Here is a 16839-nt window from a genome sequence, read left to right as displayed (position 1 = left end):
TCAATTTGAGGGATTTTTGCTTTTTATACCATAAGTTATAAGTTGGAAAACGCAAAGGCGCAAAGTAATTTTAATTTAATATTGATTAGGGCGCAAGAAAATCGAAGATTTTCAGCAAGCATATTGTTTTATTTTTTGCATTTGCTTTGCCTGCCCAATCGTGAGAGACTAAAATACAGGTACAGTTATTTGGTGCTCAATTTTATCGAAGATAAAATCTTTGCGTCTTAAATACAGTATTTTATTTCTCCTTCTTCGCGTCTTTGCGTTTTCCAACTTCTTACAATTAATTTCCCACTCTCTGCTTCAGATCCTCAGCACCGCCTGTTTTTCTGGGCTGTCCGTTTTTGGAAGAACCAAAATTGTAAGTATAGGAGAGGGTCGCGACACGGGTATCTCTTTTCACCGCGAAGTTTTCTAAATAATCATTATACACCGTTTGCCCTTTGATATTGCTGGTAAAGAAGACATCAGTGAAGGAAAGCTTCAGAACACTGTTATTTTTAAACTTCTTCTGTGCTCCAACGTTGAGGTACCAGTTCGGGCTCACATTCAGATAAGCATAAATTTCTCTGGCTTTGTAATTTCCTGTAAGTTCAGCAGTGAAACCATTTCCCAGCTTAAAGGAATTAATACTGTTGATGCTGAATGTAAAATTCCCTTTATTATTGATCTGGGTTCCGGAGACATTTCCTGTGTAGGAGCCATAATAGAAATTGGCACTGTTATTCATATCCCACCATTGGGTCACCTTTACCGGAGCGATCAGGTTTAATCCGAAATAAGAAGCCGAATTCAGGTTTTCAATCGTCTGTACGGTTACAATCTGCCCGTTTTCTATGACAGGTTTTAAGATATCTGTGATATTATCAGAATTCCTGCTGTAGCTTAAAGTGGCAAAGTATTTATTACTCAGACTGTAGGTTAATTCATAATTCATCGTGATTTGAGGGTTCAGATCAGGATTTCCGGCTTTCATTGTGGTAGGATCAAGATAGAATTTGAAAGGATTCAGCTGGTTGTAGCTTGGTCTTGTAATTCTTCTGCTGAGATTGATTTCAATGTTGCTTTTATCCGTCAGATCATAACTGAGAACAGCGCTTGGAAACAGTTGGGTATAATTTCTTTTATTGATTTGATGGGTGGTAATCTGAGTTCCTTTTACATTGGTGTTTTCAACTCTTAAACCTGCTGTAGCTTTAAATTTTTCCCATTTTTTGGACAAATTTCCATACACTGCATTGATGTTTTCCTCATAAATAAAATGATTGGTTTTTCCAAGATCCGGAACAGGAACCCCTGAACTGGCGTTGAAGAATTTCAGGTCATTATCTGTCTTTACAAAACTGGTTTTTACTCCGCTTTCCAGCTTCCAGTCGTTGCTGAAGTTTTTTGTAAGATCAGATTTTAAAGAGTAGATATTCAGTTTTCCGTCCATATCACCTTTGATAATGTCGAGGTTGTCTGTACCGCTGGAAATATCATGCGTTCTTGTATCAAAGCTCTGCAAAGATGAGTTGGCGTAATTGATATAGTCAAAATCGGTAGAAATATCAGAACCCAGCGAATCAATCGTATATTTATGATTAAGGTTGAATGAAACATTGGTCCAGCGGTCATTCGATCTGTTGACTGTTGTAAAAGTACTTTCAGGAAGGTAGCTGCTGCCCAGTGTGACGTTGGAATTGTCTCCGTTGATGTTGAATTTGTTGGAAATAAGTCCCACAGAAAATCCAAGCACATTCTTGTCGTTCAGATAATAATCCATTCCCGCTTTGGCCACATGGCTGTTGAATTTGAATTTCAGATAATTATCCTGCACATACGCTTTCTTAAAGGTATTGGCTTCATAGAAATTTCTGTCGAGAACCAATCCGTTGTAAGCTTCCCTGTACGCAAAGCTGTAATTTCCGAAAATATTAATGTTTTTATTCCTGTGGTTGATGCTGAAACTGTTGTTGTTTTTTACATATTTACCCGATCCCAGAGAGCTTGAAATAGTTCCGTTAGTTCCTTTTCTCTGTTCCTTTTTAAGTTTAATATTAATGATGGCCGATCCTGCTGCATCATATTTTGAAGAAGGATTGGTGATGAACTCTATCTTTTCAATGGTGGAAGAGGGGATTCCCTTTAGATAATTGGCAAGATCAGTTCCCGTCATGGGAGTATTTTTACCATCGATCTGGATCAGAAGGTTTCCTTTTCCGCGAAGACTGATATTGTCGTTATTGTCAATATTCACTCCCGGAGCCTTTTCCAGAACTTCAAAAGCGGAATTTCCGGTACTTGCAATACTGTTTTCAACGTTCATGATCATCTTTCCATCCTGTCTTTCAATGAGAGGCTTGGTTTTGGTGATCGTTACTCCTTCGATCGATTTTACATTCAGGTCAATGGGATTGAGGGTCTTATTTTCGGTTAATGAAATATTTTCCGAGTGATAAACCTCAGTACCGTTTTTATTAATTTTTACCTGATAAGTTCCTTCTTTTAAATCATTAAAATTGAACTTACCGCTGTTATCAGCAATTTCTGTTTTGATCAATTTCTGATCAGCATCAAAGAGATTGATCTCCATCTGCTCTGCTTTGTCGGATTTTATGTTTCCTGACAAAGTCAAACTCTGCATTGCCTGCTGGGCAGAGATCCTGCTGCTGAACAGCATCAGCATACAGACAATAATAAGTGAGAATATTCTGGTCATAGCGTTTTACTTTTTAGGGTTGAGACAGTTTTCTGAAATTTTCAGTAAAGCTGAATACATCACTTCCAGTTCTTCGTTGCTGATGCCCTTTAAAGCTGTTTTTCGGTTCTTTTCTACGATATTCTGAACCTCTTTAATTACTTTTACCCCTGAATCTGTCACTTCCAGCAGGGTTTTTCTTCGGTCTTCAGGATGAACTTTTCTGATAATGTATTCTGATTTTACCATTAAATCAATCATTCTCGTGACAGAAGCATTGTCCTTAAAAACCAGATCACCAATTTCATTCTGGGTAATTCCCGGGTTTTCCAGAATTGCTTTGATGATAAGCCATTGATCAATAGTGATCGTGTAACCATATGCTTTCAGCTGGCGCTGAGCATAGTTTCTGTAAGATCTGATCGCTTTGTCTATATTGTAGAATATGATTGAATTTAATTTTTCCATATTTTCAGATTTAAAATGATGTATCAATTATTGATATATCAATTAATTAGTAAATCATCATTTTACTTTGTTACAATTCCTGAAAAATTTTTTCAAAAAAAAATTAAAAGCTGTTACCGGATTCTTTGGATTTTGCCTTTACAGGAGCAGTTTTTGACCCTGAAGTAAACCTTATATTTTCTGTGGTTTTAAATAATCTGTCGATTTGTTTTCTGGTGGAAATATCCGGAGCAACGTTGTAAAACTCATTGATCAGATCCAATGAACCAGGTTTCTTTGGATATTGATTATTATTGAGGAAATTTTTCAAAGCCAGGTTCACTTTATCTTCACCGATTAAGTTACTCAATTCTACCATTGCTGCGGCTCCTTTGGAATATGAAATATGAGGTACGTCTCCGGTTGCTTTGTAGATCGGTACATTTTCAGACAGTCCTTTTTCATTGTCATAGATCTGCTGATGTACGTTGATTCTTTCCATCATTTTTTCTTTGCCATGCATTTTTTTGTAGAGCATCATTTCGGTATACATGGCGAGGGTTTCAGTAAGCATCACAGAACCTTCTCTGTCATCAGGGTCGATCTGGCTGCTGCCCCACCAGAGATGGGAAAGTTCATGACCTGCCAGCTCATTGATGACATCCTGTTTCTTATCCGCCAGAATATTGGCGTGGAAAACCATATCCTCAGGCATAAAAACAGCAGAAGGATAGGCTGTAGCGGCAAAACCTCTGGTAAAAGAAGAAATCTCCGCAAAATTGATGCTTTTAAAAGGGTATGGCCCGAAATTCTGCAGACAGTAATCTAAAGTAAGCTTTGCATTTTCAAGAAGGTGATTCACATTTTCAAAGTGTTTCTGATGATAAAAGAGATTGATGTCAATTCCTTTATAATTCATACTTTTTACCTTGTATTCTGCTGAAGAAACTGCAAACCGGAAAGGAATCTGATCTGCTTTATACTTAAAATAGTTGCGCCCGGCCTGTGACCATTTTCTGACAAGATCTCCTGTTCCTATGGCTGTTTGTTTCTTTTCGGTGGAAATCATCATCGTAAGATTGATAAAATCCCTTTTTGAAACTTCAGGGGCTTCCGGTTTCTTCAGTTCAGTAAGTTTTCCAAGGCTGAATTGGCTGCGTTGTTTTTCATCCTGAATTTCATTATCCTTCTGATATCCAATTGTTGGATAATACCTGCTGATTCTCATAAAAGATCCGTTTTCAATAATGGCATTGAAAGACTGGTGTCCATTGACCGCAAACCATTGATAAGATAATGTAAAATCAAGAGAAGCAGTCTTGCCTGGTTGAAGAGGTTTTTGTAATGAAACTTCTGTAATATGGGTATTAATTTTTGAGATTTCAGTACCACACTTTATCACAGCAGATTCCAGTTTTAAATCTTTATTAAAATTGATCAGAACCTTATTGATAGGTTGATTGGTTTGATTTTTAAGGATATATTTTCCAACAATCTGATAAGCATTTTTCGAAGGATACAGTTTAATTTCTGTAGCAATATCGGTGATATCCGGTTGTGGAAGTTTTTCATACTTTCGATAGTTTTTTTCATATGCTGCCGAGCTTAGAATAGCCTGATCTTCATTTTTTGGAATATATCCTTTCATAAACAATACCCCGGCAAAGATTCCTGAGATGAGCAGAATGATACTGAAGCCAGATGCAAGTACAGGAACTTTTTTAATTTTTATAATGCTGTTGAGCATCCATAAAATACTGATAATCCCCGTTCCGAATAAAAGTCTTTGTAGAAAAGCTTTTTCATAAATTCCATAGCCGTTAAACTCACTGTAAGTCCCTTTAAAATCTGAGAATATTCTGAAAAGAGGGTAGGGTATCAATTTCCCCGAAAGCGGACCTGATACTATAAAAACGGCAAGGATGGAAACTCCAAGGGCTATGAATTTGTTGGGAATTCTGTCATTTATCAAAAGAATCAATCCGGAAAACAGCATCAATGGGAAAGTGTTGAAAAGACAAACACCGAGATAAGCATTCCAATCAATATGAAAATACTGATAAGCCGCCTGAAAAATAATGCCCTGAATAATTACAATTCCGGTGAAGAAAAACAGCAGAAAACTGATGGAGATAAAATGTCCGGTTAACCGGTTTTTTGATAAATAAGTACTGTTTTCAATCAGATAAAACCCCGAAGACTGGCTTCTCCAATAAATATCATTCAGAAAATAAACAGAAATCAGAAGACCCAGCAGATGAAAATTTTCCGAAATGGTTGCTGCCATAAGTCCGGAACCTGCATATTTCTGCGGAAGGCGGATGCCTTTTTCAATTTCGGCATACATTTCCATTCCCATACAAAATAACAACAGTATGGAAACGGCAGGAACAGCAGCACTTTTAAACAGATAAGTAAGGTCTGTTTTTGCAAAAGATAAGACAGATCGAAATGAGTTCTTCCAACCAAAGTCTGGCTTCACTGTGGAATAATCTGCTTTATTGGTTTCAGAAAATGTAAGAGTATTTCCTAATGTTTTTACTTTCTTTCCTGAGGTATTGGAGAAAGAAAATAATCTATACGAAAGCAGAAGAATTCCAACAGATATAAAAGAGAATAAAATTCTGTTAAACAAAAGATAACCAGAGAAAGGTACCAGTTGAATATTTTTCTGAGGAGCTGTGAGATCACGGGCTTCCATAAAATAAGCGGATAATCCAAAAGGATCTATTAAAGCCGAAAACTGTTGCGTTTCCAGTGACTGGGGAAGACTTCCTGCCATAAAGGGTGAATTGGAAAACAACAGGATAATCATGTAAGAAACATACAGAAGCAGTCCGCCTACTACAATCAGCAGTTTTTTCCTGACAATAAATGCAATGAGAAAAAGGAAACTGCAGACAAATAAACTGTTGATAAAACCGAATATGAATAAAGGGTATAGATAATGGACAATGTTAAAACCTTCCTGCATTTCACTTCCCGTCCGCATTATCTGCCCTATTATAAATCCTGTCATTAAGAAAGAAAAACTTAAAAACGTCTGTAAAAAATAAGCATAGAATTTTCCTTTCAGGTAAGTGAGTTTTGACAATGGGAATGAAAACAGAATACTGTCAAATTTTGAATCCTGGTCTTTAAAAAGCAGCTGCAAGGCATAAACCGTAGCGAAAAAAATCACGGCAAGGCTCAGCATTCCGGTCATAAAACCAATGGTGTAGGGAGAGTTTAAATAAATCCCTTCTCCTACTGAAAGATTGAACTGATTGCCAGAAAAGATGCCCATTCCTATTAAAAGTAAGGGCACAAGATAGGTGAGCCAGTGCTTGGAAGAGCGTCCGGCTTCAAATAAGAATATCGCGTTCATGATTAAGGTTTTTGGGTGAGTGTATGGAAGTAAACGTGCTCCAGCAAAGGTGTTACAGGGCTGAAATCTTTCGGAGATTCTTCAGAAAATACAGTGATGTGGAGTTCTCTTTCCAGAAGCTGCCTGCTGATAATTTCATAACTGGAATAATAGGTTTCCAGTTCATTTTTGTCAATGGGTTTTGACCAGATTCTGTTGTCCAGCTCAGCAATCAATGTGCCCGGATTTCCTTTTCGAAGGATTTGCCCATGATTCATCACTGCCATTTCTGAGCAAAGGTTTCTGACATCTTCAACGAGATGCGTAGACAGAATAACGATAACATCCTGGCTGATATCATTGAGCAGTGTATTGAAGCGGTTGCGTTCCTCAGGATCCAGCCCTGCCGTTGGTTCATCTACAATAATGATTTTCGGATCTCCCAGTAATGCCTGGGCAACACCAAAACGCTGTTTCATTCCGCCAGAAAAGGTATGAACTTCTTTTTTCGCAAAATCAGAAAGGTTGACTTTTTCCAGCAGACCCAGAATCTGGTTTTTACGTTGGTTTTTATCATTAATGCCTTTCAGAATGGCAATGTGTTCTAGCAGATCATAGGCTGAAACTTTGGGATATACTCCGAAATCCTGTGGGAGAAATCCGAGATTCTGTTTAATATAATCAGGGTTTTTGGCGATGTCCACTCCGTTGAAAAGTATTGTTCCGGAGGTCGGTTTCTGAAGTCCGACAATGGTTTTCATCAAAGAAGATTTTCCGGCTCCGTTGGGACCAAGAAGCCCGAACATACCGTTTTTGATGTCGAGTGAAATGTCTTTAATAGCCTGAAATCCATTTTTATAGGTGAGGCTAAGGTTGTTGATGGATAATGTATTCATAACGTTGTGTTTGGGGAATAGAAGGACAGGCGGCCTTTTGGCAGCTGGTTTAGAAGTTAATGGCTGGAAGCTAGAGGCAGGAGGCTAGAAGCTAGAGGTTAGAAGTGGAAGTTTTACAGATCATTCTCAAACGCTCTCACCCTCAAACTCTCCAACTCTCCAACTCTCAAACCCTCAAACCCCGCAACTCGCATCCTGCAACTCGTTTACTCTTTAAATTCAAGAATATCTCCCGGCTGGCATTCCAGGATTTTACAGATGGCTTCAAGGGTATCGAAGCGGACACCTTTGGCTTTACCGGTTTTCAGGATAGAAAGGTTCACGGGCGTGATACCCAGTTTTTCTGCCAATTCTTTACTCTGCATTTTTCGTTTGGCAAGCATCACATCTAAGTTGACTATAATTGGCATTTTAAATAAATAGGTCTTGTTCGTTTTGCAAATGTAGTCCTTGCTTAAAGATATTCGCAAGAAACAGACAGAAAATTCCAAGCATAAAGTGAATAAACACCAGTCCCCATATTATACTTTCTACTTCCACAAAGAAACTCGCGATAATAACCAGAGGAAGCGGAATGAAAATATTGTACAGGTAAAATCTCTTAAGCTGAATGATATTTTCCTGAGTAAACAGTTTTTGTTGGAAAAACACTTTGAAAACCCTGGCAGATAACCAGAAAAAGATTCCATAAGTGATAAGCACCAACATAAAGGAAAAGATCATATAAGGATAATTGTTTTCGATATTCAGAAACGGTTGTTCTGTAAACGGATAATTGATGTGAAGGAACTGGCCATCTTTATAAGGCGTGACCGCAAATCCGCTCATAAGACAGAATAGGGAATACCCAAAAGTGACTAAATATCCGGCCGAAAGTAAGGCACAGATATAGAATAAAATTCTTGCAATAATTTTGGTCTGGTTCATGATATGAATTGTAATTACTATTGCAAATGTATAATTAATTATCGTAAAACAATAATTTATTTAAATAAAATTTTAATTTTTAAATTTTGAATTCATCAATAATGCTAAAAAAATAAGGTGTTAATCACAGTTTTTTATTAATTTTAATAAGAGAAAAGTTGATCAACTTATCCTTTAAGTAATACTCAAGAAATGATTATAAGGTTTTCTTATTAATACCCTTCGACAGGCTCAGGGTGGCAACTGGAATACCAGCCGAAATTTTTAAGTGCTGTCAGGCTGAACCTGTCGAAGCCATTATTATTAAAAAGGATACATCAAAAAAAAAGAAATCATGGCTTACAGTATTGAACTTGCAGACCGTGTACGTGAACGGCTTTCAATGGAAAATAATATAGAGGTCGAGGAAAAGAAAATGTTCAGCGGACTGTCTTTTCTGGTGAACGGAAAGATGTGCATCAACATCAGTCATGATAATCTGATGTGCCGCTACAATCCCGAACTGGAAGATGAGGTTTCGGAAAAGAAAGGCTTTCTTCCAATGATCATGAAAGGGAAACAGTTAAATGGCTATTGCTATGTAGAACCCATAGGTTTTAAAAAAGCAGATGATTTTGAGTATTGGATTAAAATATGTCTTGATTATAATCCATTGGCGAAGGCGGCGAAGAAATGAGTTTCGGGTTTGAGTGTTTGAGAGTGGGAGTGATGGAATTCACCAATCCCACTATTCATCACTCATCATTTATCATTTATCGTTTATCATTCATGATTATACAGTTTTTCTCTGATCTGAATTAATATTTTTGTGGTTTTCTCCAGGTCCGGAGAGTCGGGTAGAGTGGTGGTAGAATAATGATTTTCTATAGATTGAATAAGATCTTCTGCCCTTTGCATTACACTTTCATACGACTGGTTGCCACTTTTGATATCTAAAAGTTCATCACGGTCTTCTACACGGATCGTTAGTGAACCGGTTTTAAAAATCTGTTCGCAGGACTGCAGAAGTCGTATGGTGTGCATCATATTCTTGCTGTCGTAATTCTGTCCGTGAGTCTGATTAACATTGTAACGTTCTTCATTGCGCTCAGCCACCCATTTCCAGTATTCCCTGTAATCTTTGCAATACACAGAATACGCATCCAGATTACAAAACAGGTAAGCAACCGGTTTTTCCTCTTTAGGAACAGAGGATACAGAAACCTGATTCGCTTCTTCATTCTGAATAACTCCTTTATATCCCAATGTTCCCGATTCATCATAAAATAAAGCGAACATTCCCTTGGTATGATCAATGTTTATCAATCCGCAATTTTCCTGTGAGAGACCATCCTCATCCAGCCATCTTTTCAATGGGACAGAACCTTGTCCATCCAAAATAAAACAGAAATCCAGGATCGATTTTTTTTCTTTATCAATCGGATTGACAATCTTTTTATTGAGACCTTTTGCCTTTTTAATCTGGGAAACGGCATAGCCTGCAAAAGTGTCTTTGCATAGTTTGGATAGGAAATCCTGCGTTTTCAGCAGATCCATCAGCGGATGTTTATACAGAATACAATCCTCAGGACTTGCCAGAATTTCCAGAATATTAGGATTGTTTTTCTGAAGCAGTTCTACAAACCTCCCGATTTCATAATAGGTGATATCATTTGTTTCATTGGAAATCTGCGGAATATAGTTCAGTCCAAAAAAATCTTCCTTCGGCAAATAATATATCCCGCGGATATCCGTATCAGAATTCTCCGTCGCCAGCCCAAAAGCTCTACTTCCGGAAATGGCTTCGAAGAGGAGGAGGTTTTTGTTTTTTAGGTCTTGGATGGTCATACTACTTTAATAATTCATCAAGAATATCTTTTTTAAATTTTGAAAAAGGTCTTTTATGGTAATTTTCTTCTTTAGCTTCTATGCCGAAAACCATTCTATATGCCTCTTCTTTAGACATTGAGAATTCTTCTGTGAATGTTTTGTTTAACAAATTATCTAAATAATTTTGAGAATATTTATAACGTAAATCTAATAAGTCTTTGAGCTCTCTAGTAGATTGAGTTTCATAAATCTTATCGATTTTATTAAATTCAATGGTTTTTTTTGCTTTTTCACTAGTTGATTTTATGATTGCCTTTGGTTGATTAATAGAACTAAAAAAATAGCTAAAAGAAAATATAGAAGTTTTATCATCTAAATATGGATGATTAATGTTTTGTAATGCATTGTCCCAACCTCCATCTGGAGCATTATTATGTTTAATGTGATTACATGAATGACAACTTGGAATTAGATTATAAAAACTCAATGCAAGAATCGGATAATCTTCTTTTGGGAACCAATGATCAAGCTCGGCTCGTGCATTATTAAGTTTATCAAAATCTAATGTATAGTTTCGATTACAATATACACAGGTATCAATTTCTAATAAATTTAAAAATTCTTTATTTGGGAAATTATTATAACCAGTTTGAATAAAAAAACTTTTTATTAGCTTTAATTGATGACTGGATAGCCCCTTCTTTTCGAATTCCTTATTTATTTCAAGTAATCTTTCCGGCTTAGCACTTATCAGTTCATCCTTATATCTATCTAAAAAGGACAGAAATTCTGAGGCAAGATTTTTTTGAGTTTTTTCTCGTAATATATATCCCTTTTTAATGGTTTCCTTGAATAGCTTACTAACTTTTTCATTATGGAAATCAATTGCTTCTTTTGTTGGATTTATGTTTAACATGATTATTTTTGAATATTTAATCCTAATTCTTGTGCTTTTTTTATTAATTCCTCAATCTCCTTTTCTTTGTTATATTCTTCAGGAAATTTCTCAAAATACATATCTTCTAATTTGTATTTAAGAATTGGTTCGTCAATAATGTTAATTATTTTTTTTGCTTCAACATTGTCCGTTATTAGACTTGTATTACCATTTAAATATTTAATAACCTCTTCGATTTTTTCTTTTGCGAAATCTCCCATTAAACCATCTTTAATAAAGAAACTATCAGATAATAAATCTGTAATGTTTGCGCCAAAAGATTTTGTAGGTTTTTGATTTTCTGATAAAACTTCTGTTTTAATTCCTCTTTTTAAGTAAGCAACATTTCTATTTGGAATATCTGACAGAGTTAAAGGGTCATGTGTTGCAAAAACAATCTGTAAATTTTTAATTTTATCTTTTACAGAACTAATTAAAATAGGTAAAGTAGTTATGAGAGCGTTAATATATTTTTTTTTCCATTCTGGATGAAATCCTAAATCAGCTTCATCTAATAAAAAGATACAATTTTCATTATATTGATGATCTCCAAATCTTTTCAAATAATCATAGATAGAAGAATATAAATCTAATAGAGCTTTTTCTCCTGTCGACAGTTTTTTTGTGGGTTTAATTTCTAATATGTCTCTACTCTTAGTAGGTAATGAATCCGTTAATTCATCTTTTAAAAATTCATATGTTTTAATAAATTTATTGAAAGATTCTAAATCTAACTTTGTAATATCTATTTCAAGTCCACCTTCAATTTCTGTAGTAGATTCTTCATTTATAAGTTGATTTATTTGATTGTAAAAATCAAGTATACTCCTAAAAATAAGGATATGATTTTTTATTATTCTATTAATAGGTTCGATTTTAAATCCACCCGGTAAATTACCTCCTTTTAAGCTAGGATTATCCATTAGTTCTCTTAATAGAGTTTCAGAATCTTCAATTCCTAATTCTTCTTTCTCTTTTCGTAAAATTTGGTAAAAAAAACGGCTTGTCTGTATGATGTATTTATTGAAAAAATGGTGTAATTTTTCTTTGAAGTTTTCTGCGTCCAGGATTTTGTTAAAGTCATAACTTCCGTTATCGTTGTTTATCGTAAAAGTATCATTGATAACTAATAGTGACAAAATATTTATTTCTAAATTTTTTTTAAAATCTTTTCCATCGTGTAACAGATGAGAAGATTCTTTTGAATTTTTATATCTACTCCAAACATTTCTTAATTCCTCTTGTAAGCTGTCGTTTCTATTAAAATATTCTTCAACTTCATTTTCATTAGAAAAACAAAAACCATTATTTTTTGCTAATTGCATTAAATTATTTCTAACTCTGTAAAAACTATTTCCAATTGTTGATTGTATATAAACTTTTTCAAAATCATCTCTATACAATTGATTCGCTTTGATTGTTAATTTTTCATAGAAAGGAAAGTGATCATATGATTTTTTTAGACTTTCAAGTAAATCAGTATTTTTTAGGAAAAATAAATGTCTTTGAATATTTTGAATATAAAATGTTGAAATTGATTCACTATAATATTGTATCATACTTATTGGTGAGTTAATATCAATTAAATCATAATCAATAACCGGAGAATAATAAATTGTTTCAATTTCATTCTTCTTAATTTTAGCAGCCTCATCAATTTCAAATTTTTCAGAGAAATAACAATAGCTGTCTTCTGATAAATTTTCAAAAATAAAAATAGAATTAGAGATTTTATCCTGTCTGTCATAAGGAGAAAATGTTTTATTTAAGTTTCTAAAAAGGCTAGTTTTTCCTGATCCATTTTCTCCTACAATTGCAGAGACTAATGATATATTATTACCCCAAAAATTTTCAATATGATTTGTATTTGGAACTTTGGTTATTTCATATTTATTATCTTGTTTATATTTAACATCATAAATGTATTTTCCTCCAAGGTTTAGTACTGTGTCAGAAAACAAAAAATGGTCATTTAAGTATATTGCTACAAGTCTCATAGTTTTATAGAATTATTTAGTTTTTTCTAATATATTAATATTTCAATATAGTTTCTAAAAAATGAACTACGGTTTCCCGTAATCCCTAACATTTCTCTAATATCTCCCTAAAAACCCTCTCCATCTCACCTTTATCCGCCTTTCCTCCAGGTAAACCTTTCGATTTTTCTTCATTTTCAGCGACTGTTCTCTCCAGAAAATCAAACAGTTCCCAATCGTTCGGATGGTAGTAAGGTTCTCCTTTGGTTGCTTTTAAGGTGACAAGATCTTCTATTTTACGTCTGGTATCATCATCTGTCAAAACAAGCAGGTCATTGAACAGTACAGGAGGAACCGTTCCTTTTTCTATGATCCATTTTCCTGTTAATGTGGTTCGTAAACAATAAAAATAGCTTTTTAATTTTACTTCATCATGTCTGCAGGCTTCCAGATATTTCTTGCTCATGCTCAGATAATGATAAGAAACCGCAACCGGAGAAAAGCATGCAGGAGCCAAAGGTTTGAACAGTTCTACAAACTTTTCATCCGCTTTATAAACGATAGGAGAATGAAACCAGCTCAGCAAAGCCGCGTTTGACTTTAACAACAGATGAAACGTCTTTCGCAGATCCCAGCCAGAGCCGTCCAGATCATCTTCTGTCATAAATTCTATCGTTTCATCCTTATCCCAGGGAGAAAGATACCAGTCTTTTTCATGACGGTATATAAAACGTATATCATAATCACTGTCAGGAGACGCAAAACCCCAGGCTCTACTGCCTGATTCTACAGCAAGAAGGACTTCCACGCCCCGTGCTGCTTCTATTTCTTTTATTTTTTCAAGTATTTTTGGTGTCATTGTTTTTGTATTGATGATGCAAAGTAAAAGATGAAGTGCGCAATGTACTCGCGTAGCTTTTTTAAGTTTCGAGGTGCGGGTTTCGTGGGGATGGAGTTTAGGGTTTGAGTGTGGGAGAGTTTGAGAGTTTGTGAGTGGCGGGGTTCGGGTTGGTGAGTAAGTGAATATTGTGGGCTAAAATTTTTTGACTTTTGAAAATTGGGCGTTAAAAAAATAAATTGTGTGAACGTTAAGAAAATTCTCCTGTCTGAGTGCGACGAATATGTTGATACAAAAAAGTAATAATGAATTCGCACGAGTTTAGAATTTTTAGAGAACACATTTTATTTTTAGCTCAATTTTCAAGGTTTGACCTTTTGTTTCTTTTGTGTCAAGACAAAAGAAAAGACTCATTGGATTTTACTAATATTGCACTTTTCCATTTAACGTAACTATAAACATCCATGTTATCATCAGAATTACAGCATAAAATTGATTTTAAAACAAAACCGTTAGGCGCATTAGGACATCTTGAACATATTGCCCACAAAATCGGAATGGTTCAGAAAACCACTTCACCACAGTTATTGAATCCTCATATGGTAGTTTTTGCGGCCGATCATGGGATTGCTGTTGCAGGAGTAAGTGCCTATCCACAGGAGGTCACCTATCAGATGGTGATGAACTTCCTTGGCGGAGGTGCTGCCATTAATGTTTTTTGCAGACAGAATGGTATCAACATTAAAATTGTAGATGCAGGAGTGAACTTTGATTTCCCGGAAGGACTGAATCTCATTGATAAAAAAGTAAGAAAATCCAGCCGTAATATTCTGGAAGAACCTGCCATGACTCCTGAAGAATACCATCAGGCGCTTAAAAATGGAAAAGCAGTGGTGAATGATATTGCTAAAAAAGGCTGCAATATCATTGGGTTCGGTGAAATGGGAATCGGCAATACTTCCGCTTCTTCTTTGATGATGAGCAAGCTCTTTGACATTCCGATTATCAATTGCATCGGACGTGGAACGGGACTGAATGATCATCAGCTTGACAATAAGATCAGTATTTTAACACAGGCCATAGAAAAATATCCTTCTGAAATGTCTGAGGATGAAATAGCCCAGACCTTTGGGGGATTGGAAATTGCCCAAATGATTGGAGCCATAGAAGAAGCTTATCACCACAATATGCTGATCATGGTAGATGGTTTTATCGCAACAGTTGCTGTAGCCACGGTCTGGAAAAAGAATCCTGAAGTATTGAACAACTGTATCTTCTGCCATGTAAGCAATGAAAATGCCCATCCTCAGCTGTTGGGATTAATGAGAGAACAGGCCATTCTCAATCTGAATCTGCGCCTTGGTGAAGGAACAGGCTGTGCATTGGCTTATCCGATTATTCAAAGTGCCGTTAATTTTCTGAATGAAATGTCAAGTTTCGAAGATGCAGATGTATCAAATAAAAACTAAATGAAAGCTATAAAAAATGAACTGATTTACTTTGCAACGGCACTCATGTTTTTCACGAGAATTCCGGTTCCGTTTACCATTCCGTACTCCAGCGAGATTATGAATAAATCTCAGAAATATTTTGCCTGGGTAGGCTTGATCGTAGGCTTCATCAACGCTTTGGTTCTTTATCTTTCTACATTGCTTTTTAATCTTGAAATCGGGATTGTTTTAATGATGATTTCCAATGTTTTGCTGACCGGAGCTTTTCATGAAGATGGCTTTACAGATATGTGCGACAGCTTCGGGGGCGGTTATGGAAAAGAAAAAATCCTGACAATCATGAAGGATAGCCGGGTAGGAGCATATGGTACAATAGGGATCATTTTGCTTTTTGCTTTAAAATTTTATAGTATTCAGACCTTAGGAATGAATAATCCGGTGGGCGTTTTACTCATTGTTATTTTAGGGCATACGGTAAGCCGTTTTATTGCAGGAACGATGATCTATACTCACCAGTATGTCACTGATATTGATGTAAGCAAATCAAAACCTTTAGCCAATAAACCGTTGGATAAGACGGCGTTGCTGGTAGGATTTATCAGTGTTTTAATTGCATTTGCCCTGGTTCAGGACTGGCGTTTGATTTTTGCTTTTGCTCTCGCGTATCTGGGGAAAATGTATCTGGGCTGGTATTTTAAAAAGCATATCGGAGGGTATACAGGTGATTGCTTGGGTTCAGTACAGCAGGTTTGTGAAGTTTTATTTTATTTAGGAACAATCATCGTATGGAAATTCATGTAATCCGGCATACTGCTGTAGAAAATCCGGAAAACCTGTGTTATGGTTTTGCTGAAATGCCTTTACGTAAAGATTTCACTGAAGATTTTAAAATGTTGGAAATAGACAAGCATTACGACGTAATTGTTTCAAGTCCTTCTCAACGCTGTCGTCTTTTGGCTGATTATTTTAAATTTGATTATCAAACAGATGAAAGACTTCGTGAAATGAATTTCGGGAACTGGGAAATGAAAAAATGGACGGATATTTCAGAAGAAGAAATCAATCCGTGGTATCAGGATTTTGTGAGTGTAAAAGCCTCGGGCGGTGAAAATCTCCTTGAAATGCAAACCCGGGTTCTCAGCTTCTGGAATGAATTCATTCAAAGAAAAGATCTGGAAAAAGCACTTATAGTTACGCATGCCGGAGTTATTCGTCTGATCCTTCAGGCGGTACTTCAGTTTCCACTGGAGAATATGTTTGCTGTTCAGATTGATTATGGAAGGAAGGTGATCATTCATGTGAATGAAGGAGTTTTTTCAGTGAAAAAGATGAATGTATAATTACCGTTTTTATTCAATAGGAACGGACTTTAGTCCGTTTGATAAAGATTATAATTTTCAATCGGCTTTAGATTCTGTGTTAACTTCCAAATATTTTTTATACATTTATATTTATAAAAGCGACCTTGAGTTAGCTTGCGTAGGGTGAACGTCTTTGATTTTTACCCTACTTTCTTCAAAATCTATCTG

14 protein-coding genes are annotated in these 16839 nt (G+C 35.6%); 4 read left to right on the top strand and 10 right to left on the bottom strand.

Annotated elements, in window-relative coordinates:
• Positions 1-286: 286 nt before the first annotated feature.
• From ACLI50_RS22170 to ACLI50_RS22145, 6 genes are all read right to left on the bottom strand, one after another.
• Positions 287-2704, bottom strand: a complete 2418-nt coding sequence (locus tag ACLI50_RS22170) for a TonB-dependent receptor domain-containing protein (RefSeq protein ID WP_411414655.1) — start codon at positions 2702-2704, stop codon at positions 287-289.
• Positions 2705-2710: 6 nt separating this feature from the next.
• On the bottom strand, positions 2711-3151 hold the full coding sequence (locus ACLI50_RS22165) for a MarR family winged helix-turn-helix transcriptional regulator (protein WP_110009198.1): 441 nt from the start codon (positions 3149-3151) through the stop codon (positions 2711-2713).
• A gap of 103 nt (positions 3152-3254) precedes the next feature.
• Positions 3255-6497, bottom strand: a complete 3243-nt coding sequence (locus tag ACLI50_RS22160) for an ABC transporter permease/M1 family aminopeptidase (protein ID WP_411414654.1) — start codon at positions 6495-6497, stop codon at positions 3255-3257.
• 2 nt (positions 6498-6499) lie between these two features.
• Positions 6500-7372 (bottom strand): ABC transporter ATP-binding protein, encoded by an 873-nt coding sequence (locus ACLI50_RS22155; RefSeq protein WP_411414653.1) that lies wholly within the window; start codon positions 7370-7372, stop codon positions 6500-6502.
• A gap of 206 nt (positions 7373-7578) precedes the next feature.
• The gene (locus ACLI50_RS22150; protein ID WP_002980904.1) at positions 7579-7782 is read right to left on the bottom strand and encodes a helix-turn-helix domain-containing protein; all 204 of its coding nucleotides are present in this window, start codon (positions 7780-7782) and stop codon (positions 7579-7581) included.
• 1 nt (position 7783) lies between these two features.
• Entirely contained in the window at positions 7784-8299 is a 516-nt protein-coding gene (locus ACLI50_RS22145) for a DUF2975 domain-containing protein (RefSeq protein WP_280212575.1), read from the bottom strand.
• 334 nt (positions 8300-8633) lie between these two features.
• Here ACLI50_RS22145 and ACLI50_RS22140 point away from each other — a divergent pair, with 334 nt between their 5' ends.
• Positions 8634-8975, top strand: a complete 342-nt coding sequence (locus ACLI50_RS22140; protein WP_280212572.1) for a TfoX/Sxy family protein — start codon at positions 8634-8636, stop codon at positions 8973-8975.
• Between the two features lie 86 nt (positions 8976-9061).
• Here ACLI50_RS22140 and ACLI50_RS22135 read toward each other — a convergent pair whose 3' ends face one another.
• From ACLI50_RS22135 to ACLI50_RS22120, 4 genes are all read right to left on the bottom strand, one after another.
• The gene (locus ACLI50_RS22135) at positions 9062-10126 is read right to left on the bottom strand and encodes a nucleotidyltransferase domain-containing protein (protein WP_280212571.1); all 1065 of its coding nucleotides are present in this window, start codon (positions 10124-10126) and stop codon (positions 9062-9064) included.
• Position 10127: 1 nt separating this feature from the next.
• Complete coding sequence (locus ACLI50_RS22130) at positions 10128-11024, bottom strand: HNH endonuclease (RefSeq protein ID WP_280212568.1); 897 nt, start codon at positions 11022-11024, stop codon at positions 10128-10130.
• Positions 11025-11026: 2 nt separating this feature from the next.
• The gene (locus ACLI50_RS22125; RefSeq protein ID WP_280212567.1) at positions 11027-13042 is read right to left on the bottom strand and encodes an AAA family ATPase; all 2016 of its coding nucleotides are present in this window, start codon (positions 13040-13042) and stop codon (positions 11027-11029) included.
• An 85-nt stretch (positions 13043-13127) separates the two neighbouring features.
• Complete coding sequence (locus tag ACLI50_RS22120; RefSeq protein ID WP_280212565.1) at positions 13128-13880, bottom strand: nucleotidyltransferase domain-containing protein; 753 nt, start codon at positions 13878-13880, stop codon at positions 13128-13130.
• Positions 13881-14323: 443 nt separating this feature from the next.
• Here ACLI50_RS22120 and cobT point away from each other — a divergent pair, with 443 nt between their 5' ends.
• The 3 genes from cobT to ACLI50_RS22105 are packed head-to-tail and all read left to right on the top strand — an operon-like array spanning position 14324 to position 16650.
• The gene (gene cobT / locus ACLI50_RS22115; RefSeq protein ID WP_411414652.1) at positions 14324-15328 is read left to right on the top strand and encodes a nicotinate-nucleotide--dimethylbenzimidazole phosphoribosyltransferase; all 1005 of its coding nucleotides are present in this window, start codon (positions 14324-14326) and stop codon (positions 15326-15328) included.
• Positions 15329-16111 (top strand): adenosylcobinamide-GDP ribazoletransferase, encoded by a 783-nt coding sequence (locus ACLI50_RS22110; RefSeq protein WP_411414651.1) that lies wholly within the window; start codon positions 15329-15331, stop codon positions 16109-16111.
• Positions 16096-16650, top strand: a complete 555-nt coding sequence (locus ACLI50_RS22105) for a histidine phosphatase family protein (protein ID WP_411414650.1) — start codon at positions 16096-16098, stop codon at positions 16648-16650. Before ACLI50_RS22110 ends, ACLI50_RS22105 begins: the two co-directional genes overlap by 16 nt.
• Positions 16651-16839: the final 189 nt, after the last annotated feature.

It is taken from the genome of Chryseobacterium cupriresistens, assembly GCF_046614675.1.
Lineage (GTDB): Bacteria > Bacteroidota > Bacteroidia > Flavobacteriales > Weeksellaceae > Chryseobacterium > Chryseobacterium cupriresistens.
Note: the sequence above shows the minus strand (reverse complement) of the source record. Positions and strands in the feature narration are given on the sequence as shown.

Coding starts and splice junctions, on each gene's coding strand:
- ACLI50_RS22105 (WP_411414650.1), top strand. CDS start 16,096: ATGGAAATTCATGTAATCCGGCATACTGCTGTAGAAAATCCGGAAAAC.
- ACLI50_RS22155 (WP_411414653.1), bottom strand. CDS start 7,372: ATGAATACATTATCCATCAACAACCTTAGCCTCACCTATAAAAATGGA.
- ACLI50_RS22120 (WP_280212565.1), bottom strand. CDS start 13,880: ATGACACCAAAAATACTTGAAAAAATAAAAGAAATAGAAGCAGCACGG.
- ACLI50_RS22110 (WP_411414651.1), top strand. CDS start 15,329: ATGAAAGCTATAAAAAATGAACTGATTTACTTTGCAACGGCACTCATG.
- ACLI50_RS22170 (WP_411414655.1), bottom strand. CDS start 2,704: ATGACCAGAATATTCTCACTTATTATTGTCTGTATGCTGATGCTGTTC.
- ACLI50_RS22125 (WP_280212567.1), bottom strand. CDS start 13,042: ATGAGACTTGTAGCAATATACTTAAATGACCATTTTTTGTTTTCTGAC.
- ACLI50_RS22135 (WP_280212571.1), bottom strand. CDS start 10,126: ATGACCATCCAAGACCTAAAAAACAAAAACCTCCTCCTCTTCGAAGCC.
- ACLI50_RS22130 (WP_280212568.1), bottom strand. CDS start 11,024: ATGTTAAACATAAATCCAACAAAAGAAGCAATTGATTTCCATAATGAA.
- ACLI50_RS22160 (WP_411414654.1), bottom strand. CDS start 6,497: ATGAACGCGATATTCTTATTTGAAGCCGGACGCTCTTCCAAGCACTGG.
- ACLI50_RS22140 (WP_280212572.1), top strand. CDS start 8,634: ATGGCTTACAGTATTGAACTTGCAGACCGTGTACGTGAACGGCTTTCA.
- ACLI50_RS22150 (WP_002980904.1), bottom strand. CDS start 7,782: ATGCCAATTATAGTCAACTTAGATGTGATGCTTGCCAAACGAAAAATG.
- ACLI50_RS22165 (WP_110009198.1), bottom strand. CDS start 3,151: ATGGAAAAATTAAATTCAATCATATTCTACAATATAGACAAAGCGATC.
- ACLI50_RS22145 (WP_280212575.1), bottom strand. CDS start 8,299: ATGAACCAGACCAAAATTATTGCAAGAATTTTATTCTATATCTGTGCC.
- cobT (WP_411414652.1), top strand. CDS start 14,324: ATGTTATCATCAGAATTACAGCATAAAATTGATTTTAAAACAAAACCG.